The following is a 21,070-nucleotide window of genomic DNA, read 5'->3' on the forward strand; positions in this document are numbered from 1 at the left end:
CAACTACATATATGAAGCCTCCGTTCACCATGCAAATAAAAAAATCCGAACAAATGTGATTCTCCATCAAGAATCTCAACTCATCGTTCGGATCTTCTTCAACTAAAATATCTTTATTTCAGCCTCTATTCTATTTTTAAAGGTTACGCATATGAATGTAAACCTGCAATAACTAGGTTCACGGCCACTAAGTTGAACATGATGATGGCAAATCCGCCAACTGCCAGCCAAGCTGATTTTTCACCGTGCCATCCTTTAGACAGCCGAAGATGAAGAAAAGCGGCATAAAATAAAAAGGTGATCAGCGCCCACACCTCTTTGGGGTCCCATCCCCAAAAGCGCGTCCAGGCCATCTGAGCCCAAATCATAGCGAAAATAAGTGCTCCTAATGTAAAAATAGGAAATCCAATCGCCACTGCTCTGTAGCTTACTTCATCAAGCAAGTCGCTGTTTACCTGCTTCACAAGCGGCTGCAGTGCGGCTCCAATTCGCTTCCGTAAAATAAGACGAATCAGCCAATATAAGACAAACCCACCGGCTAACGACCAAATAACTGTATTTAATTTTTTAGCATTGATAATAGCCGGCATATCAACAAGCGGCTTTATGTCGTTCCCGTCTGTCCACTCACTTTGATGAGGCCCCACTAGCGGAACCATATGATATACGACTTGCTCTTGTTCGCCACTTTTATTAACCCAATTAAATGATGACTCGTAGTGAGCCGCATTAAAAGCCAGCGTCACCGCTACAAACCCAAGCGTACTAATAAGCGTATACAGGATGAATTCCAGCCAAAATGCTTTTTTATTTCGCTTGGATTGATCAATTGTTTTGATTAAATAAATCAATCCTGCAACAAAGCTAATGGAAAGCACGGCTTCACCCGTAGCTGCGGTTGTAACGTGAATATGCAGCCAATTCGTCTGGAGAGCTGGTATCAGCGGCGTAATTTCAGTTGGAAACATGCTTGCATAAGCAATGATTAAAAGAGCCACCGGCAAGGCAAAAAGTCCAAGCATGCTAAGACGATAAATAAAGTAAATAACAATAAATGCGCCAACAAGCATCATGCCAAAAAACGTCGTAAATTCAAATAAATTACTAACAGGAGCGTGGCCTGATGCAATCCATCTTGTAATGAAATAGCCAATCTGTGCAACAAAACCGATGATGGTAACCGCAATCCCAAACGTTGCCCACTTTGTTTTCTTTTGAGCTGCTCGCTTATCTCGAATAGCTCCTCCGAAAAAAAAGGTTGCAACTAAATAAGCAATAAACGCCACATACAGTAAATTACTACTTATACTCGCGTAATCCATGCTTTTTCCTCCTATTTTGTTTCTTTATCATTTTGGTCCTTCAGCTGTGTGAGGGATGTGGATTCTAATAAACCATTTAATTCTTTTTTAAGACCATACCAGTTTTTATTTGTATGTGCGGCCAACCATATCTCATTATTGACTTTTTGAATCCACATGCGGCGATGATTCCAATACATCCCTTGAATCACACCAATCATAAAGATGGCTCCGCCAATCCCTAAAAACCAAAGCGTATAGTCTCTGCGAACGGTTAATCCCGTTACATTTTTCGTTTCCACACCAGCAAAGGTCATTTTATAATCGTTATTTCCTAGCGGTTCCAAGTTCTCTCTAATTCCAACAAAAGCAACTTCGCCTTTTTTATGCTGAGGCGTAATCATTTTAAATACAAAAGCCGGGTTGTTAGGCACTCTTGTTTTTGTATTTGGGTTTCCTTCATCATCAAAGAAAAAGTCTGGAAAGTAGCTCATGAGCTTGACTTTATATCCGTTTTTTAAATCATATGTTGCTTTTGGATTATGTAAATCTACTGTAAGTGAACCAACGTTTTTATTTGCATTTTTATCTGTTAAATGGAAAGACATAGAGCTAAACTCATTTAACTTGAAGTCCACTTGGTACATGGCATATCCTTCAAACTTAAGCGGCTGATTCACACGAATCTCTGAATCTTTTATTTTCTTTAGCTTTGGATCTGCTCCCGGTATAAGCTTTCCTTCGCGCTTATACAGACTAACATCCGCTTCATATTTTTTGGCTACTTTATTATTCCCTGCACGATCAATTGCTTCTTGAAACACGGCGCTTTCGCTATCTTTATCATACGTTTCCACAGTAAAACGATGGTTTTTCAAAAAATACTCTCCGTTCGTCCCAGGAATAACTTTTGTTTCACCTTCACGGATCCAAAGAACTTCATCTATATACATACCTGGTACAAATCTAAGCATAGCGCCTAGTAAAAAGATAATGAGACCGATATGATTAACGTATGGACCCCATCTTGAGAAGCGTCCTTTTTCAGCCAGCAGATTGCCCTTTTCTTCGCGAATAGAGTATCTTCTTTTTTTCAGCATGCTTTTTACATGTTCATAATCTTGATCCGTCCACGATGATGAAGTGCTGTATAAACGCTGTCTCTTTAAGAAGTTTGGATGTTTTGTTACACTCTGCTTTTTTAGAGCTCGGTACAAAGGCACTACTCGATCTAAACTGCAAATGACTAACGACATTCCTAAAGCAGCAATTAAAAGCAAGTACCACCACGATTCATAGAGATGATGAAAACCTAACTTATAATAAAGCTCTCCTGTCCATCCATATTCCTTTTGATAATACTCACCTGCTGTCACATTAGGAGGTATGTAAGCTTCTTGAGGATAAATGGTTCCGACTGCAGACGCAACAAGCGTCACAATAATGATCCAAATGCCTACCTTTACAGAAGAGAAAAAATTCCATATTTTATCGATAACTGTTTTATTGTACGTTTGCGATCGCCTTGCGCTTCCTTCATAACGCATATCTACTAATTTTTCAGTTGTTTCTTCTGCAATTGGTTTACCACAGGCTTCACACAAAATCGTACCATGCGGGTTAACGTGTCCACATTCACATTTTACGTGTTTCATTGTCAACACTCCCTATGGTTTAATTTCTTCCATATATTCTTTTATTTTAGATTCTTCTAATCCGCCAATAAAGCTGTCTACAATCTTTCCGTTTTTATCAATTAAAAACGTAGTCGGAAGAGGATCTATCCCGTACGCACCCAACACTTGTGAATCTTTATCCATCAAAATTGGAAAAGATAGCCCATACTGTTTAGCAAACTGCTCTACCGCTATATTCGTTTCTGCAACGTTAACAGCTAAAATTTCAACGCCTTGCTTTTTATATGCTGCATACTGCTTTTCCATCGCCGGCATCTCTTGTTTACAGGGCTTGCACCATGTTCCCCAAAAATTCAAAAAAACTCCTTTGCCTTTGTAATCTGATAGCTGATGAGTTTCTCCATTAATATCTCTTAATATAAAGTCAGGTGCCTCATCTCCTACCGATACCTTTTGTTTATCAGCAAAAAATTGAGCATAAAGGGTATATCCAACCGCGCACAGTAAAACTGCTAATATAACTGTTCGAATAATCAAGCGCTTTTTTTTCATAGCACGAACTCCTTTTAACCGCTTTCAATACGCTTTTTTTCTACCATTATATCATTTTTTTGGTAGTGGCTTTCCGATAATATTTCGACGTTTCTGTGAAGTCTTCCTCTCATTCTACAAGTTCGACATTTTTTCAAAAAACCTTGCTTGATTTTCTAATTCACGACATTTTTCATAAAAAAAACAGGTAAGTGAAAATTACTTACCTGTTTGAGACATTGAATATAATTGTTTGACTTCATGAGCCGTAAGCTCGCGTGCTTCTCCTGCATTTAATCCGCGTAAGTCTAAAGGTCCGTAGCGCTCACGTTTTAACTTTAATACAGAATGTCCGATTGCATCGAACATGCGACGTACTTGACGGTTTTTCCCTTCGTGAATCGTCAGTTCTACGATCGCCGTCTGCTTGCTTTTATCAATGGAAAGAACTTTTGCACGAGCTGGTGCTGTTTTTCCGTCTTCAAGCATCACTCCGCGCTGCAGCTGTCTGATGCTTTCACGACTTGGGATTCCTTTAATTTTAGCCACATACACTTTATCCACTTCAAATTTCGGGTGCATTAGCTGATTAGCAAATTCACCATCATTTGTTAAAAGAAGTAGACCCGACGTATCATAGTCCAGACGTCCAATCGGGTAAATTCTTTCTTCTACATGCGGAAAGAAGTCAACGACTGTTTTTCTTCCTTTGTCGTCGTTAGCAGCTGAAATCACGCCTCTTGGTTTGTATAGCATAAAATAAACGGGCGCTTCGCTTTCTACCGGCACTTCGTCTACTTCAATTTTATCGTTAGGACCTACTTTCGTGCCCAATTCTTTTACAACTTTTCCATTTACTTTCACTCGGCCTTGGCCGATTAATTCTTCAGCTTTACGTCTTGATGCTACACCTGCGTGAGCAATCACTTTTTGTAATCGTTCCATTAACACTTCACCTCTTGTAACATCTTACTTGTTTACGAAGTAATACACAAGTCTATTTGCCACACAGAGGTAGAATTTTCGATTTCTTACCGGCCAAATACAAGGATTACGATTACAACTGATGCAATAATCCCTACCAAATCCGCCAGTAAACCAACCTTCAGCGCATCTCCCATTTTTTTAATACCTACTGCTCCGAAATAAACCGTTAAAATATAAAACGTGGTATCTGTACTTCCCTGCATGGTCGATGCCAAACGACCGATAAAAGAATCAGGTCCATATGTAGAAATTAGATCCGTTGTGATACCAAGGGCAGCCGTTCCAGATATCGGTTTAATAAGAGCTAAAGGTACAATTTCAGCCGGAACGCCGACTGCTTGCAGCATAGGTTTTAAAACAGATAAGAAAAAATCAAGGGCTCCTGAAGCTCGAAAAATAGAGATGCTCACTAACATGCCGACTAAGTAAGGAATGATGGAAAAAGCAATTTGTAATCCGTCTTTCCCTCCCTCTACAAACTTTTCATACGTAGGAATTTTTTTGTAGGTTCCATAAAGTAAAATACATCCTACGATAAGAGGAATAAACATCAATGATACTTGATTAAGCATCGTCATTTTCGTTTTCCTCCTTTTCGCGTACGTCGATAATAAAAGAAGCGATCGATGATGATAGCTCCTATTGTAGCTACAACAGTTGCTAAAAGCGTAGTACCCACAATTTCAGTAGGATTAGCCGAGTTATACGTAATTCGAATGGCAATAACTGTGGTCGGTATAAGCGTTAAACTGGTTGTGTTAAGTGCTAAAAGTGTGATCATAGAACGGCTTGCTTCGTCTCTGTCGCCGTTCAGTTTTTTAAGCTGCTCCATCGCTTTAATACCAAGAGGAGTTGCCGCATTCCCCAGCCCAAACATATTCGCCATCATATTGGACAATATGTATCCTAAGGCCGGATGATCTTTTGGAACATCAGGGAAAAGTCTAGTAATAATGGGTCGAAATAGTTTCGCTAACTTGTCGAGAAGCCCTGCACTTTGAGCAATATTCATCATACCTAACCAAAAGACCAGCACGCTGATTAACCCAATGCTGATGGTCACCGCTTCGCCTGCTCCTTGAAAAATTGCTTTGTTTACATCACCAATTTTCCCATTTATAATTGCAAAAACAATTCCGATAATGGTCAGCAACATCCAAATAATATTAACCATCTGTTTTGGCTCCAGACTGAATAAACATTAATCGCTTCACTCGATCAAAGAAACCTTCTTGCTGCTCGGCCTGCTTTTCGAAATAAATAGGAACACTGTCAATCGTTTCTCCACTTCTATAAATATCGAGCTTCCCTACAACATTGGGAACTTTCCCTGTTTCTTCCCACTGCTTTTTAGGCTGAATTAACGTTGTTTTCACTTCTACAGAGCTCTGTTCTTTCTTTGTAAGAGGATAGACGACATTTCGTTTAATATACAACTGATCTTTATAGAAAGAATCTTTTATATCTGCCAATTCGCCTTTTGCAGCTAAACTGGTCATATCATATTTATCAAATGCATTTTCATACATGGAAATGTGATCGTTCCAATCATCTGGCGCATTAATCGTTACGGCGATTAAATCCATTCCATCTTTTGTAGCAGTTGTCACAAGCGTCCGTTTTGCTAATTTTGTATATCCTGTTTTTCCGCCAGTACAGTATGCATATAGTGTTGTCAGCAGTTTATTTTTGTTTTTCCACACTCGATCCCATTTCTCTTCAGGGTGCTTCATTCGATAGACTTTTGTTCCTGAAATCTCTTTGAAAATTTTATTATTCATTGCATAGCGCATAAGCAGAGCCATATCGTGCGCTGTTGAGCGATGATTTTCATGATTGTCTAATCCATGCGGATTTTGAAATGTTGTATTCGTCATGCCAATTTCTTCTGCTTTTTTATTCATCAAATAAACAAATCCATCTTCGCTTCCTCCAACGGCTTCTGCGATAGCTACAGCAGCATCATTACCTGAGCGAAGCATCAAGCCATACACTAAATCTTTTAATTTTATTTTTTCACCTTCAACTAAATACACAGAAGAACCTTCAACGCCAACTGCGTTGTGGCTAACGGTAACTTTTTTATTTATTTTGCCAGATTCAATCGCCAGTATTGCTGTCATAATTTTTGTGATGCTAGCAATTCGGCTAACTTGATCTGCATTTTTAGCGTATAACACTCTTCCTGACTTCTGTTCCATCAAAATAGCACTATGAGCACTTACACTCCCTGCTGCAGATGATACGGAAGGCCAACCGCTGAGACATAGCAATACAATAAATAGATAGATGATACTTTTTTTGCTTCTTTTCATGTCATCCCCGTCCCTCTACCTGTTTGTACAAGTTTATGCTCGTCTTTTTTGGTTATGAATGAAAAGATTTGTCCATACAAAAAAGAACATAGAAAAACTCTATGTTCTTTTACGGTTTCACTTCATTTCTTGAAACGATTGAAAAAATAAATCTGCCTCTTGATCGGTTCCTTCTTGTAACAAATCTTCTGGAAGTGGCGGCAGCTCTTCGATACTTTTAAGCCCAAAATAGCCTAAAAATTCTTTTGTCGTTCCGTATAAGATGGCACGCCCTGCGCCTTCCGCTCGTCCCACTTCTTTTAACAGAACCTTTCCAATTAAAGTTTGAAGAGGTCTTTCCGTTTTCACTCCGCGAATCTCTTCGATTTCAGCTCTTGTAATTGGCTGCTTATACGCTACAATAGCTAACGTTTCAAGCGCTGCTTGTGACAATGATTGATTAGCAGGAGCTTCTACGAGCTTCTCAATATATGGTGCATGCTCTTTTTTTGTAACAAGCTGATAGGCCCCGCCTATTTCAACAAGTGTAACTCCTCTGGACTTACACTCTTGCTCTAAGCTTTCCAAAGCACCTTGAATGTCTTCATGAGGCTTTTCTATAATCTCAGCTAACCGGCTAATAGACAGACCTTCATCACCAGAAACAAAGAGTAAGCTCTCAATAATAGCCTGTAAATTATTCGTTGTCATTCCTCTTCATTCCTTTCTCGATACGATACATAAAGCTCGTCTAGATTGTGCTGCTGTTCCACAACGATTTCATTTTCTTTCATTAATTCCAGCACAGCTAAAAACGTTACAACAATATGATCACGCTCTTGATAAGGAAACAGCTGATAAAAACTTTTTTTCCCTTTAAAGGCTTTTAATTCATTCACAATTTCACTCATGCGCTTGTCAATTGGAATATCTTGTCTTGCTATTTTCGTCTGCATAGGCTTTTTGTTTTGCTTTCGTTTCATTAACTTTTGAAAAGCACTTAGCATATCATACAGTGATATATCCAATCCTTCGTCCTGAGGCTGCGTACGTTCTTCTGCATTTATTTGCACATTACTTGGAGGTTTTGTATACACATGACTTTGGTCTTCTTCCAGCTTTTGAAGCTCTACTGCCGCTTCTTTAAACTTTCGATATTCAATTAAGCGCTGCATCAATTCTTCACGCGGATCTTCTTCATCGACCATTTCAATTTCATCCATATCTTCTTCATACGTAGGCAGAAGCATTTTACTTTTAATTTGAAGCAAAGTTGCTGCCATGACTAGATACTCACTGGCAACGTCTAGCTGAAGCTCATTCATTGTATGTATAAACATCATATATTGCTCAGTAATTGTCGCTACTGGGATATCGTAAATATCAATTTCAAATCGGTTAATCAAATGCAGAAGAAGATCTAAAGGTCCTTCAAACGCATCTACTTTTACACTGTACTCCACTTTTATCTCACCAACACTTTTCAATTGCTTATCATTTCTGCTGCTTTATATAACGTTACTATCATTAGTATAGAGGATTATAGACACATGTCCAATACAAATTAACGTAAAAATAGGTCATTTGCCCATACAAAAAGTTTAAACATACATATGATGTCAAGGTAATAACATTTTCAAATGGCTGAAGGAGGAACTCGCATGGGTGAAAAATCTTGTGGATACGGTAGCGGTTTCGCTTTAATTGTTGTACTGTTTATTTTATTAATTATTGTTGGTTGTTCTTGCTTACGCTTCTAACCACACATATTGAATAAAAACAAACGTGTTCGCCATACCTTGAGCACGTTTGTCTCTTTAAAGGCACAGCGCTGATGAATAGCTAATTTTTGTGATACACTACATATAGAGTCTTACCAGGAGGGAACAAGATTGTATTCACAAGCCTATATTGATTATTTAGTTCATTTTCATGGCGACCGGGATTACTTTGAATGTCATGAACTGCTAGAAGAACACTGGAAAAAAGACGAAAGAGGACACCGCAATATTATTTGGGTTGGCCTTATTCAAATTGCTGTTTCACTCTATCATCATCGACGTCAAAATTTCGCCGGAGCCAAAAGAACGATGCAAAAGGCACTGGCAATTTTAACGAAGGAAGAAGAAAACATTGCACAGCTTGGACTTAATTATCCTTCACTGCTTAAACTTCTTCGCAAACAATTAGCTTTAATCGATACCTATCAGCCATATAAAAGCATTAACTTACCTATTGAAGATCCAGCATTATTACGAGCTTGCAAACGAAGAAGCACTGATAAACAGCTTGTCTGGTTATCAGCTTCTAATCTGCAAAATGATGCGATTGTTCATCGTCACAGTACACGAGATCGTTCAGATGTGATTGCGGAAAGACAAGCGAACTTATTGGCAAAACAAAACAACAGGTAGCTAGAAGCTACCTGTTGTTTTATGATGACTAAGATGTGAAAGACGCTTTCGCACCTCAACTAATCATGCTTTTCTTTATTCATCCGCCTGACACTTTTCATAAAAAGGAGCGATGATTTCACTCGGCTTAATTTGTGCAGTCGTATACATTTCTTTAAGAGCTTTAATCATTTTTTTGCCAATGCCCTGTTGGCGGTGTGAAGGGTTTACACTGACGTGTTGAACCTCAATCAAACTTTTATCGAGCATGGAAATGCCAACAATTCCAATAATATCTTCTTCTTGCTTCCAAAGATACAGCTGCCAATGTTCGTTTTGCTCATATTCTTTCATCGTTTGTTGAAGTTTTTTTAAATCTTTTTCCGTAGGTACAAACGATAGAAGACCCATGGCAATTTTTTCATAGTTTCGTTTATAGCGAATAAGCATACGATTCTCCCTCGTCCTCAAACTTTCCTACAAATTAATGCGCTGCGTTTTTTACTGCTTTTATCATACAAAATTTATAAGTAAATAGCAATATTACACAAAAGCTTGTCATATGTCACGCGTGTATGAGAAACCTAATCTATTACGCTTTTTGAGCTGTTGCGCGAAGAAAAAACGCCGTAACCCCCTGTAAAAGGTTGTTATGACGTTTTATTAGCTGATATCCATTTATAGCAGTATGCTCTTATTCTTCCCAGACTTTTACTTCTTTCATTACGTCGCCATTTTTCATTTTCAACACTGTATCAAGTCCTTCTGTTACTTTTCCAAATACAGTGTGAACACCGTTCAAATGAGGCTGTGGCTCATGAACAAGAAAGAACTGACTGCCGCCTGTGTCTTTACCAGCATGCGCCATTGATAGAGAACCCGCTTCGTGTTTGTGAGGGTTTCCTTCTGTTTCACATTTAATTGAATAGCCAGGGCCGCCAGCACCTGTACCAGTTGGGTCTCCTCCTTGAGAAACAAATCCAGGGATAACGCGGTGGAACGTTACGCCGTTGTAGAATCCTTCATTAGCTAACTTTTCAAAGTTTTCTACTGTTCCTGGTGCTTCGTTCGGAAATAAATCGATTAGAATTTTTTCACCATTTTCCATTAAAATACTTGCTTTTTTCATATAAATGACCTCCAATATATGTATTAGTACCGCTACAGGCTCTATCTTCCCCGTCAAAGCGGCAAAACGTAAAAGTTGTAAATGCCCACCTAGAGGCAGAACACTTACATTTATAAACTCACTCTATTCTACTACAAACAAGCTCATGAATTCAATGAATGCACTTTTTCACTTTCTTCTCGTAGGGCTCTAAATAAAAAATAGTAGTTGTGAGATGAAACTTTTTATAGTATCATCCGTCTAATACAGTGATGGAGATACATAGATTTCATTTTATATAGAAATCTACGCCTCTAGACTGATTTATGGGAAAATGATGAATTGGCTCTGTTACTTCAGACCTGCCCGTATTATAATAGGGCAAGTATGGGATTAAAGGAGGAAAAAGGTTTGAAATTAACGATAAAAGCAATGATGGTGACATTAGGTCTTCTTCTATTCCTAACCGCACCCTTAAAAAGTTTTGCAGATGCTGCTCCGGGCGATGTGATTATTACATTAGGTCAGGACTTAACCAGCTCTCAGAAGCAACAGGTATTAAATGACCTTGATGCACCAAGCAATGCTCAAACAGTAACCGTGACAAACCAAGAAGAGCATGAATACTTAGGTGACTTTATTCCAAAGGCTACTATTGGATCTCGTGCTATTTCATCTTCTAGTATTACCCTTGGCTCAAAAGATTCTGGTTTAAGCGTATCAACTCAAAATATTAATGGTATTACAGATGACATGTATATTAATGCTTTAATGACCGCCGGCGTTAAAGATGCAAAAATCCAGATTACTGCTCCATTTGAAGTATCTGGTACAGCCGCTTTAACAGGTATTATGAAAGCATATGAAGTTCAAACAGATCAAAAAATCCCAGAAGAAGTAAAAAAAGCAGCCAACGAAGAGATGGTCCAAACATCTGAACTTGGTGAAAAAATCGGTAAAGAAAAAGCAGCGCAGTTTATGGCAACGATTAAAGAAGAAATTGCTAAAGAAAATCCTCAAACAAAGGACGATTTACGCACGTTAATTCAGCGCGTGGCTGATGATTTAGGTATTAAATTAACAGATTCAGAGCTTAATACACTGGTTGACTTTTTCAATCGGTTAAAAGATATGAACATCGATTGGAACCAAGTAAAAGACCAGCTTTCTGCGACAAAGGAAAAAGTAACAACATTTCTTCAGTCAGAAGAAGGCCAATCATTTCTTGATAAATTAAAGCAATTCTTTGTTGATATTATTGATGCTATTAAATCGTTATTCTCATAAAAAAGAGCCTCTTGAACAAGAGGCTCTTTTTTTACGTTAATCACTCGTTACTTTTTTACCGTCACTTTGTATTTCACGTCATTTTTTACAATGTCTTCATACGTTTCGCGTTTTACGACTAGCTGTGCTTCTCCATCTTCTACGAACACGACAGCTGGCTTTGGCAAACGGTTATAGTGACTTGCCATAGAATAACCGTATGCGCCTGTACAAAACATCGCTAATAAATCATCTGGGTTTGCTTTTGGAAGATGTACATCCCACATCAGCATATCCCCCGATTCGCAGCACTTACCTGCGATGGATACGAGCTCATCACTCTCATCATTCATTCGATTGGCAATGACCGCTTCATATTTCGCTTGATACAGTGCGGGACGAATATTGTCGTTCATCCCTCCATCAATCGCTACATATTCACGTACATTCGGTACGTGTTTACGAGAACCGATTGAATACAGGGTCGTTCCAGCATCTCCTACAAGAGAGCGCCCGGGCTCAATCCAAATTTCAGGAATTTCTACTTCTAACTGTTTGGACTGCTTTTTGACCTCTTCTATAATAACTTCCACATACTGAGAAACAGGGATAGGCTGATCTTCTTCCGTATAACGAATGCCAAAACCCCCGCCTAAATTTAATACTTGCGGAACAAATTTTATACGTTGTTTCCACTCTTTCATTTTTGCAAAAAGCTTTTGAGTCGCCATAATAAATCCCGTTGTTTCAAAAATTTGCGATCCTATATGACAGTGAATACCTAAAAGTTCTAGCCCCTTGCTATTTTGCACAAGACGCACAGCTTCGTCTGCTTGACCGTTTTGAAGATCAAATCCAAACTTCGAGTCTTCTTGCCCTGTCAAGATATAATCATGTGTATGAGCTTCAATTCCAGGTGTTAATCTGAGAAGAACAGGCATCTTTTTTTGATACTGTTCCGTTATTTCCTCAAGCAATGCAATTTCATAAAAATTATCAACTACAATGCATCCTACATCTTCTTTGACGGCCATTTCTAGTTCTGCTCGGCTTTTATTGTTTCCGTGAAAATGAATTCGTTCTTTTGGAAAGTCAGCTGCTAAAGCCGTATACAGTTCTCCCCCCGAAACAACGTCTAACGAAAGACCTTCTTCATGAACGACTTGGACCATTGCAATTGTCGAAAAAGCTTTGCTTGCATAAGCGACCTGTGCTTTTACCCCATGCTTTTCAAATGTTTCTTTAAATCCTCTAGCACGCTGCCGAATTAAAGCCACGTCATATACGTAAAGGGGTGTCCCAAAATTTGATGCTAATTCAACCGTATCAACTCCACCAATTTCAAGATGCCCCTGCTTATTTATGCGACTTGTTCCGTGTAAAAACATGTTTAGACCCCGTTCCTGTGTATAGTGTAAAAAAGACAGTTAACGGCAATTCGCTGCTAACTGTCTAAATATTTATTATTTTCCATATTTAAAACAAATTTATCACATCTTCATACAGGTTTCAACCACATATTTTGTTTAAGGTTTTGCAGGCTGGCGGTCTTTATCCTGCGGATGCACAATACTAGGTCGCGGATTCGCTCCAGGAACCGGTGTGCGGATGAGAATCTGCCACAAAGCCTGCGGATTAAATGGAAGAAACGGCCACAAATAAGGCGTATTTAATGATTTTAGTCGCGCCATGTAGAGAATGATACACGTTGTCGCAATAAGAAACCCTGGAGTATGAAAGGCCGCCACGAAAATTAACAGAAACAATCGCAGCATTTTATTTGCTACCGCTAACTCATAGCTTGGCGTCGCGAATGAACCAATTGCTGCAATAGCCACATACAAAATAACCTCGGGAACAAAAAGACCTACATCAATAGCAATTTGCCCAATAAGCGCAGCGGCAATCAAGCCCATCGCCGTGGCAAGCGGCGTCGGCGTATGAATGGCCGCCATCCTCAGAAATTCAATCCCAAAATCAGCTAGGAAAATTTGAACAACAGTTGGAATATTTGTTGCTTCGTTTGGTCCAATAAACTGCAATTTTGACGGCAGCAAGTCTGGCTCAAGTACAAATAACAGCCATAACGGTAATAAGAAAAGAGAAGCAAGAATTCCTAAAAACCGTATCCAGCGGATAAACGTACCGACAGAAGGAGCCTGCCTGTATTCTTCCGCATGCTGCACGTGATGAAACAGCGTAGTTGGCGTAATAATAACGCTTGGAGACGTATCGGTAATAATAATCACATGCCCTTCCAGTACATGAGCTGCTGCTGTGTCCGGACGTTCTGTATAGCGTACCATTGGAAAAGGATTAATTCCTTGTTTGACTAAAAACTCTTCAATTGATTTGTCAGCCATCGGCAAACCATCTATATCAATTGCTTCCAGTTCATCTTTTATCAGTTTAACCAGCCCTGGATCAGCTACGCCATTTATGTACCCAATCGCTACGTCCAGTTTTGATCGTTCGCCTACCTTCATAATTTCAAAACGAAATCTTCCGTCACGAATTCGTCTTCTTGTTAACGCTGTATTGATAATGATGTTTTCAGTGTATCCATCTCGTGCTCCGCGAATCACTTTCTCTGTATCCGCTTCTTCAGGGGATCTGCCAGGATATGTACGCACATCGACTTCAAAGCCAACTTCTTCACCGTCAATTAAAACGAATAGCAGTCCTGATAAAACCGACACCATTCCATCATCCAGCGTCTTTAAAGGCTTGACTTGCTGATGAATAAGACGGTTTTCAACAATATCCTTTAGCTTTGCTCGTTCAACTTCATTATCATTAATTTGAACGAGCACTTTTGTAATTTCAATAATAAATGAACTATCGCACAGTCCTGTTACATAGTAAACATGAACTTCTCGATCCAGAATAAGTAGTTTACGCACGCCCACATCAAAGCTTGTATTCATACTAGCGTTTTCTTTGAACCACTGATCGTTTTTTTGTACTTTCGAAAAAATAGCTGTTTTCTGCTCTGCTAGCTTATCCAAACGAACCGCTCCTTTCTAAAATAAGTCTTGCTGCTTTTTCTGTAATAGGACATCCCAGTTTAACATCATCCATCCTAGCCATTTTGCCGATATCCCCTATTCCTACGACTAAGGGAACATCGAGCTGATCCAAGCAGTAAACTGTATCTCCATTAATTCGTCCGACTTCTAACTCTTGAATTCCGCTTTTATCCACGCCGTAATGCGATATTTCTCCAAAACGATCGATGGTTACATCCACTCTTGTCCATTCGCTTTGATGAGTACGTGACGCAACAGCGATCACTCCAAGAACTTCTACTTGAGGATGCTTTGCTACATGGAGCAAAGCAATTTCCCCGGGTCCTTCCTCTAAGAAACCGCTATCGTCGAACATCACAAAGACGGGATCATATGGTGCTTGAAGAATTAAATCTACCGTTTGACTACCTGTTAACGTAGTAGGGTTTCCATATGACCTCGAAATGCATCTGCCACCAACCGATTTAGCTACATGCTCAATTGCTTTGCGCGCATATTCATCCCCATCGGTTACAATAATGATCCTTCTTTTTTTCATAATCTTTTATCCTTTCGGTTTAAAGATTAACGCGATAATAAAAGCAAATAAAATAGCTGCTGAAATTCCAGCCGAGGTAAGTTCAAAAATCCCAATCCCAATCCCGATAAACCCATGGTCATCTGCTTGCTTCATCGCTCCGTGCAGCAAAGAATGACCAAAGCTTGTAATTGGAACCGTCGCTCCGGCGCCAGCAAATTCAATTAACTTATCATAAAGACCAAATCCATCTAAAATCGCTCCTGCAACTACAAACGAACTCATAACATGCGCTGGAGTAAGTTTAGCAAGATCCAGCAGCAGCTGCCCAATAACGCAAATGATTCCTCCTACAGCAAAAGCTATTACATACTCCATTGATCATCCCCCTCCCCAATATGTTCTAAGACGACGCCATGAGCAATTGTTGGAATTGACTCTTTTTGCTGAATCATCGTTGGACTTAAAAGAGCTCCTGTTGCCACCATAAACACTTTCTTTAAGTTTCCCGATTTTAATTCATTTAAAATATGACCATACGTGACAATAGCCGAGCAGCCGCAGCCGCTTCCCCCTGCAAATACATTTTGGTCGGGGCGATATACCATCAATCCGCAATCATTATGATTGGTTGATATATCATAGCCTTCGTCCTTGAGCAGCTGTTTTAAGATTGGACTGCCTACACCAGATAAATCTCCTGTTAAAATAAGATCATACTCGCTTGGAGCGACGTTTAAGTCTTCCAAATGCCTTTGAATGGTATCCGCAGCAGCTGGTGCCATAGCAGAACCCATATCGTTTGCGTTTTTAATCCCATAATCCATTACACGCCCAATCGTTGCAGACGTGAGACGCACAATACCTTTTTCTTTCGAGACCAGCGCTGCCCCTGCTCCCGTAATGGTTGCCGTTGCCGTATCTGGTTTTTGTCCTCCGTACTCGGTAGGATTTCGAAATTGGCGCTCAGCGGTTGCGTTATGACTGCTCGCTGATGCAATAACACGATTAGCAAATCCCGCATCCACAAGAGCTGCCCCTGTTGCCAGCGTTTCCATTGATGTGGAGCAAGCGCCAAACATGCATAGAAATGGAATTTGGTTATGTCGAGCTACAAAATTAGCCGTTACGTTTTGATTTAATAAATCTCCAGCCAAAAACAAATCAATGTCTTCATAGGATAAATTTATTTTTTGCAAGCAGGAGTCAATGGACTCCGTCATCAGTCTTCTTTCAGCTAACTCCCAGTTGTCTTCTTCACAGTGCAAATCTTTATGTGTAATATCAAATGTTTCTCCCAACGGTCCATCTGCTTCTTTTGGCCCTACTGCTGTTCCTGTAGCATTAATGTAAATAGAATTTTCATAAACCCACGTTTGTTTTCCAGTTTTTCTCATAATCCCCCTCTTTTCATAGCAAATAAGTTTTAAAAAGGTAGCGAATGATTCCTACAACGTAAGCCGAAACCGTTCCAAATACAATGACGTTTCCAGCCAGCTTGAACATGTTAGTCGCAACGCCGAGAACAATTCCTTCACTTCGATGTTCAAGCGCTGCACTCGTCATGGAATTAGCAAAACCCGTAACAGGAACGGCTGAACCTGCACCTGCGAATTGACCAATACGATCATATATCCCAAACCCGGTTAAGAGCGCAGATATTAAAATAAGGGTTGCGACGGTAGGATTACCTGCATTTTTTTCATTAAAGTCAAAAAATGCAATATAGAAATTTTGAATTGCCTGTCCTAATGTACAAATGATTCCCCCTACCAAAAAGGCCTTTAGGCAATTTGCCACATATGAAGGTTTAGGCTGAAATGGTTTAATGCTTTCTTGATAGTTATCTTTTAATTTTTGATTATTTGCCATGTTACATACATCCTTTTCTTATTGATTAACAAAATAAATCCAATGAAATAATGACCCGCATACTTTGCCTAGTACAATGGCCATTAACAATAAAATAAGCTTGCCTTCCATTCCTATTCGTTTCGTTAACGTCGGCAATACATTAAGCACTTCTGTTAACGCTGCTGCCAGCATCCCAATAAAAATACCGCTCGTTAGACCTATGATCATAATAAGCACCGCAGGAAACTGCCACGTGTATTGATGAAGACTGCACCAACCGCCTGTAACGGCACCACCTACGACTCCCCACTCATATGCTTGAATGTATTTCATGGTTTTGGTCAGCTGCATCAAACGCGGAATAATGCCCAGCACCGTTAAAAATGCTACAAACCCAGCACCTGCAGCCAATCCTCCCGCAAGTCCAATTACAATGGTCATCACAATGTTAATGATCATCAATTTTTTTCATACTTTCTTTATTCTCGTGCATAATGACGTATTGATCTAAGTCTTGCTGGTAATTAAACATTTCGACTTCGAGAGGACTAGGCTCTTCATTAATTCGTTTTCTAAAGACGTGGTTAAAAAACAGAATCATTCCCAACCCTAAACCGATAGAGTAAGGCACTTGAATCAGCAAAGGCTGCTTATCTCTCAGACCGGTCAGCATATAGAACAACTTTTGATGTACTTGTCTCATACTCACATCTTCGTGAAAGTTCATAATTGCTAAAGCGGCTCCGATGAAGAGAAGAAACCAAACAGCTAGAAAAAACAAAAAGGAATATTGTTTCTTTTTGTACACGACCTCTACAATTGTTTGAGCGGGTCCAATCGTCTGAATGTCTAAGTGCGGATACTGAGAGGCAACTTTTTCAATTACCTTCATTAAATCAACAATGATAATATTTCGATCACTCATACTTACTTGATAGACAATTAGCTTTTCAATTTGCTTTTGAACAGAATCTCCTGCTATAACCATTGCTAATTGTCCAATATTTACAGCTTCATCAGGTTTTACTTGAATACGATGCCTCATTTTAAGATAAAGAACGTTTTCCATTCATATCACACCTTACGATTCATTATCTCCCTGTACGTGTAGTATGGATTTTCTTAAATTTTCTAATTCACGTTTCTGAACAGACCATTAATTACCAAATAAAAAAAAGCAATTCGTTTCACTATTCTTCTTTGAATAGCAAAACGGATTGCTTCTTAAGTATTACGTATCATTCATATGCAGCTTCATTTGTTTTAAGATTTTCTTCTCAAGCCTCGATACCTGAACCTGAGAAATTCCCAGCCTTGCGGCCACTTCGGACTGAGTTTGATCTTTGTAATACCTCAAATAGACAATGAGCTTTTCACGCTCATCAAGTTCTTCAATTGCTTCTTTTAAAGCAATTTTATCAAACCACTTCGCTTCCGTATGATCAGCAATTTGGTCAAGAAGGGTAATTGGATCTCCATCATTTTCATAGACGGTCTCGTGAATAGACGAAGGAGCACGATTAGCTTCTTGAGCTAGCACTACTTCTTCAGGAGTGAGATCCAAATGTTCTGCAACCTCAGCGACTGTAGGGACGCGTCCAAGCAATTTGGAAAGCTCGTCTTTTGCTTTACGTATTTTATTGCTCATTTCTTTCAGAGAACGACTAACCTTTACCGTGCCATCATCACGAATAAACCGCTGAATTTCACCAATAATCATTGGAACAGCATATGTTGAAAATTTAACATCATACGATAGATCAAATTTATCAACGGACTTTAATAGTCCTATACATCCAATTTGAAATAAATCATCGGGCTCATAACCACGGTTAATAAAACGTTGAACAACCGACCAAACGAGCCGCATATTTTTTTGGACGATTGTATCTCGTGCAATTTGATCACCTTGCTGACTGCGCTTGATGAGGTCTTTAACTTCATGATCCTTTAAATACGGTTCGTTTTTATTTTTTTTGACCTCCACATCCATTGGCAAGTCTCCTTAATTACATAGCGCTTTACTATTTGTTAAGTGCTTTTTTAAATATAAGGTCGTACCTTCTAATACAGTAGACTCCACTCGAATTTCGTCCATAAAGTTTTCCATTATGGTGAAACCCATTCCAGAACGTTCTAGATCTGGTTTCGTTGTGTATAAAGGCTGCTTGGCTTCATCCACATTATCAATACCAATTCCTTCATCACGAATCATCAGCTCGACTACACCGTCTTCATGAAGCGTCACAGAAATATATACCACACCATCCGGATTGCTTTCGTAGCCGTGAATAATAGCATTTGTTACTGCTTCAGATACGACTGTTTTAATTTCTGTTAACTCATCCATTGTTGGATCTAACTGCGTAATAAATGATGCTACCGTGACGCGGGCAAACGATTCATTTTGACTAAGCGCGGAAAATTGGAGGTTCATTTGATTTTTCATTATGCCACCCCCAATTTTTGAAGCGCGTTTTCTTCATTAGGTTCAAAACGAATAATTTTAAATAAGCCTGACATATTAAACAAACGTTCTACAGCGGGAGAAATAGCGCATACAACCATTTCCCCACCGTTATTATGAACTTGTTTGTATCTCCCTAAAATAACCCCCAACCCAGAGCTGTCCATAAAGGTTAAATGCTGTAAATTTAAAATCAAATGGCTGATAGATTCCTTCTCTATCGCTTGGGTGATTTTGCTTCTTAGCTCTTCAGCCGTATGATGATCTAATTCTCCTGTTAATCGAACCAACAAGACATCTTGTTTGAATTCCAATTCAATTGAAAGACTCACTATACAAACCTCCTCGGAAATCTTATAGTCAATCTTTCGCTGCCAACAGAATAGAATCCTTCTCACCGACAAAACTAGTTCTATTTCGTCACATTTAGCTGTTTAAGATGTTTGAGAGAAAATAGAGAACGTACGTTTAAATAGCTTCCACCAAGAAGCAGCATCGATATCTTCTTTTGCAAGAAGCGGTGAAGAACTCATTACTTTGTTATCCTTCTTAATGGTCAACGTTCCAATTTTGTCGCCTTTTTGAATAGGCGCATTTAACTTCTCGTTCATTTTCACTTCTGTTTTAACATCTTTGGCTGCATTTCCTTTTTTCAATAAAACAGAAATAGGCTCTGACGTAACGGCTGTTACCTGATCTTCACTACCCTTGTTTACATCTATCTTGGCAATAACGTCTCCTTTTTTGTATAAAGGCTTCGTTGTATATTGACTGAATGCGTAGTCTAACATTTTGGTTACTTGATTATTGCGATCTTTTGGCGTGCTTGCACCGAATACAACCGCTAACACACGCATATTTCCCTTTTTAGCGGTAGCTGTCAGGCAATACTTAGCTTGACCTGTAAATCCCGTTTTGAGTCCATCAACCCCGGGATAAAACTTCACTAAGCGATTCGTATTTACTAACCAAAACTTCTTATCTGTATCCGTGCGTAAATAAGCTTCGTATTTACTTGTATAGTTAATAATTTTTTCATACTTTAGTAGCTCTCTGCCCATCATGGCCATATCATGAGCTGTACTATAGTGATTTTCTACAGGCAGGCCTGTCGGATTTTGAAATTTTGTATGAGTCAAACCAAGCTCTTTCGCTTTTTGGTTCATCTTTGCTACAAATTTTTCTTCTGATCCAGCTAAATATTCAGCCATTGCCATAGAAGCATCGTTACCAGAACCTATCGCAATCCCTTTTAGCAAATCATTTACCGTCATTTCTTCTCCGGGCTCTAAAAAGATTTGTGAGCCTCCCATTGAAGCGGCATATTCACTTGCTCGCACTTTATCTTTTAAGGTAATTTTCCCTTTATCCAAAGCCTCCATAATTAAAATCATTGTCATAATTTTAGTCATACTGGCAGGGGGAAGTTCTTGATTACTATTTTTTTCGTATAGAATTTTTCCTGTATCCCGTTCAATTAAAATAGCTGACCTAGCACTGTCAGCAAGCTCAGAACTCTTTTTTTCTGCGGCTAAAACAGGTTGCGTCATAAGTGGAAATAAAAATATGACAACGAGTAACTTTACAATAGTTCGCTTCATCTCCACAAACCTCCATTCTTTATACAACCTATTTTTTCCAAGGTATAATCGATTTATACTAAACGAAATAAAAAAAGCATCGAGA

Annotated in this window: 26 protein-coding genes; 3 read left to right on the top strand and 23 right to left on the bottom strand. The window is 39.1% G+C overall.

Annotated features, from left to right (window positions below):
• Positions 1-143: 143 nt before the first annotated feature.
• From ccsB to ACMX9J_RS12845, 9 genes are all read right to left on the bottom strand, one after another.
• Positions 144-1,322: a c-type cytochrome biogenesis protein CcsB gene (gene ccsB / locus ACMX9J_RS12805; protein ID WP_257040874.1), complete on the bottom strand. Its 1,179-nt coding sequence runs from the start codon at positions 1,320-1,322 to the stop codon at positions 144-146.
• Positions 1,323-1,333: 11 nt separating this feature from the next.
• A complete protein-coding gene (locus ACMX9J_RS12810; RefSeq protein ID WP_028411535.1) occupies positions 1,334-2,956 on the bottom strand; it encodes a cytochrome c biogenesis protein ResB in 1,623 nt (540 codons plus the stop codon).
• A 12-nt stretch (positions 2,957-2,968) separates the two neighbouring features.
• Entirely contained in the window at positions 2,969-3,490 is a 522-nt protein-coding gene (resA, locus tag ACMX9J_RS12815) for a thiol-disulfide oxidoreductase ResA (RefSeq protein WP_028411536.1), read from the bottom strand.
• A 198-nt stretch (positions 3,491-3,688) separates the two neighbouring features.
• Positions 3,689-4,414, bottom strand: a complete 726-nt coding sequence (locus ACMX9J_RS12820; RefSeq protein WP_028411537.1) for a pseudouridine synthase — start codon at positions 4,412-4,414, stop codon at positions 3,689-3,691.
• Between the two features lie 86 nt (positions 4,415-4,500).
• Positions 4,501-5,034 carry a spore maturation protein gene (locus ACMX9J_RS12825; protein WP_013084923.1) on the bottom strand — a complete coding sequence of 178 codons (534 nt, stop codon included), beginning with the start codon at positions 5,032-5,034 and terminating at the stop codon, positions 4,501-4,503.
• On the bottom strand, positions 5,031-5,630 hold the full coding sequence (locus ACMX9J_RS12830; protein ID WP_013059057.1) for a nucleoside recognition domain-containing protein: 600 nt from the start codon (positions 5,628-5,630) through the stop codon (positions 5,031-5,033). The genes ACMX9J_RS12825 and ACMX9J_RS12830 overlap by 4 nt, the downstream gene beginning before the upstream one ends.
• A complete protein-coding gene (locus ACMX9J_RS12835; protein WP_416225830.1) occupies positions 5,623-6,771 on the bottom strand; it encodes a D-alanyl-D-alanine carboxypeptidase family protein in 1,149 nt (382 codons plus the stop codon). The genes ACMX9J_RS12830 and ACMX9J_RS12835 overlap by 8 nt, the downstream gene beginning before the upstream one ends.
• A gap of 117 nt (positions 6,772-6,888) precedes the next feature.
• Complete coding sequence (gene scpB / locus ACMX9J_RS12840; RefSeq protein WP_033579736.1) at positions 6,889-7,461, bottom strand: SMC-Scp complex subunit ScpB; 573 nt, start codon at positions 7,459-7,461, stop codon at positions 6,889-6,891.
• Entirely contained in the window at positions 7,458-8,213 is a 756-nt protein-coding gene (locus ACMX9J_RS12845) for a segregation/condensation protein A (protein WP_013059060.1), read from the bottom strand. Before ACMX9J_RS12845 ends, scpB begins: the two co-directional genes overlap by 4 nt.
• Before the next feature lie 198 nt (positions 8,214-8,411).
• Between ACMX9J_RS12845 and ACMX9J_RS12850 the strand changes: the two genes are divergently transcribed.
• Together ACMX9J_RS12850 and ACMX9J_RS12855 are read left to right on the top strand one after the other, a co-directional pair.
• Complete coding sequence (locus ACMX9J_RS12850; protein ID WP_170836726.1) at positions 8,412-8,510, top strand: YjcZ family sporulation protein; 99 nt, start codon at positions 8,412-8,414, stop codon at positions 8,508-8,510.
• 132 nt (positions 8,511-8,642) lie between these two features.
• Positions 8,643-9,164 carry a DUF309 domain-containing protein gene (locus ACMX9J_RS12855; protein WP_028411540.1) on the top strand — a complete coding sequence of 174 codons (522 nt, stop codon included), beginning with the start codon at positions 8,643-8,645 and terminating at the stop codon, positions 9,162-9,164.
• A 75-nt stretch (positions 9,165-9,239) separates the two neighbouring features.
• Here ACMX9J_RS12855 and ACMX9J_RS12860 read toward each other — a convergent pair whose 3' ends face one another.
• A complete protein-coding gene (locus ACMX9J_RS12860) occupies positions 9,240-9,593 on the bottom strand; it encodes a GNAT family N-acetyltransferase (RefSeq protein ID WP_013059063.1) in 354 nt (117 codons plus the stop codon).
• Positions 9,594-9,837: 244 nt separating this feature from the next.
• Complete coding sequence (locus tag ACMX9J_RS12865) at positions 9,838-10,272, bottom strand: peptidylprolyl isomerase (protein ID WP_013059064.1); 435 nt, start codon at positions 10,270-10,272, stop codon at positions 9,838-9,840.
• A 390-nt stretch (positions 10,273-10,662) separates the two neighbouring features.
• On the opposite strand from ACMX9J_RS12865, the gene ACMX9J_RS12870 reads away from it, so the two are divergent.
• Positions 10,663-11,538: a DUF1002 domain-containing protein gene (locus ACMX9J_RS12870; RefSeq protein WP_014458307.1), complete on the top strand. Its 876-nt coding sequence runs from the start codon at positions 10,663-10,665 to the stop codon at positions 11,536-11,538.
• A gap of 47 nt (positions 11,539-11,585) precedes the next feature.
• On the opposite strand, the gene lysA is transcribed toward ACMX9J_RS12870, so the two are convergent.
• From lysA to ACMX9J_RS12930, 12 genes are all read right to left on the bottom strand, one after another.
• Positions 11,586-12,905, bottom strand: coding sequence for a diaminopimelate decarboxylase (lysA, locus tag ACMX9J_RS12875; RefSeq protein WP_028411542.1), 1,320 nt, complete (start codon positions 12,903-12,905; stop codon positions 11,586-11,588).
• Between the two features lie 138 nt (positions 12,906-13,043).
• On the bottom strand, positions 13,044-14,525 hold the full coding sequence (locus ACMX9J_RS12880; RefSeq protein ID WP_045292948.1) for a spore germination protein: 1,482 nt from the start codon (positions 14,523-14,525) through the stop codon (positions 13,044-13,046).
• Complete coding sequence (locus ACMX9J_RS12885; RefSeq protein WP_047749863.1) at positions 14,518-15,084, bottom strand: stage V sporulation protein AE; 567 nt, start codon at positions 15,082-15,084, stop codon at positions 14,518-14,520. The genes ACMX9J_RS12880 and ACMX9J_RS12885 overlap by 8 nt, the downstream gene beginning before the upstream one ends.
• 6 nt (positions 15,085-15,090) lie before the next feature.
• Complete coding sequence (gene spoVAE / locus ACMX9J_RS12890; RefSeq protein ID WP_013059069.1) at positions 15,091-15,441, bottom strand: stage V sporulation protein AE; 351 nt, start codon at positions 15,439-15,441, stop codon at positions 15,091-15,093.
• The gene (spoVAD, locus tag ACMX9J_RS12895; protein ID WP_047749862.1) at positions 15,429-16,460 is read right to left on the bottom strand and encodes a stage V sporulation protein AD; all 1,032 of its coding nucleotides are present in this window, start codon (positions 16,458-16,460) and stop codon (positions 15,429-15,431) included. Before spoVAD ends, spoVAE begins: the two co-directional genes overlap by 13 nt.
• A gap of 13 nt (positions 16,461-16,473) precedes the next feature.
• On the bottom strand, positions 16,474-16,935 hold the full coding sequence (gene spoVAC / locus ACMX9J_RS12900; RefSeq protein WP_028411545.1) for a stage V sporulation protein AC: 462 nt from the start codon (positions 16,933-16,935) through the stop codon (positions 16,474-16,476).
• Positions 16,936-16,953: 18 nt separating this feature from the next.
• Positions 16,954-17,376, bottom strand: coding sequence for a stage V sporulation protein AB (locus tag ACMX9J_RS12905; RefSeq protein ID WP_014458301.1), 423 nt, complete (start codon positions 17,374-17,376; stop codon positions 16,954-16,956).
• Complete coding sequence (locus ACMX9J_RS12910; RefSeq protein WP_045292952.1) at positions 17,366-17,986, bottom strand: stage V sporulation protein AA; 621 nt, start codon at positions 17,984-17,986, stop codon at positions 17,366-17,368. Before ACMX9J_RS12910 ends, ACMX9J_RS12905 begins: the two co-directional genes overlap by 11 nt.
• Positions 17,987-18,148: 162 nt before the next feature.
• Entirely contained in the window at positions 18,149-18,910 is a 762-nt protein-coding gene (sigF, locus tag ACMX9J_RS12915) for an RNA polymerase sporulation sigma factor SigF (RefSeq protein WP_013059074.1), read from the bottom strand.
• 12 nt (positions 18,911-18,922) lie between these two features.
• Positions 18,923-19,366, bottom strand: a complete 444-nt coding sequence (spoIIAB, locus tag ACMX9J_RS12920; protein WP_013084935.1) for an anti-sigma F factor — start codon at positions 19,364-19,366, stop codon at positions 18,923-18,925.
• Positions 19,366-19,716, bottom strand: coding sequence for an anti-sigma F factor antagonist (gene spoIIAA / locus ACMX9J_RS12925; protein ID WP_014458299.1), 351 nt, complete (start codon positions 19,714-19,716; stop codon positions 19,366-19,368). Before spoIIAA ends, spoIIAB begins: the two co-directional genes overlap by 1 nt.
• Positions 19,717-19,818: 102 nt before the next feature.
• Positions 19,819-20,985 carry a D-alanyl-D-alanine carboxypeptidase family protein gene (locus ACMX9J_RS12930; protein ID WP_033579732.1) on the bottom strand — a complete coding sequence of 389 codons (1,167 nt, stop codon included), beginning with the start codon at positions 20,983-20,985 and terminating at the stop codon, positions 19,819-19,821.
• Between the last annotated feature and the right edge of the window lie 85 nt (positions 20,986-21,070).

This window comes from Priestia sp. RMT2NF4, from assembly GCF_047872835.1.
GTDB classification, from domain to species: Bacteria; Bacillota; Bacilli; order Bacillales; family Bacillaceae_H; genus Priestia; species Priestia zanthoxyli.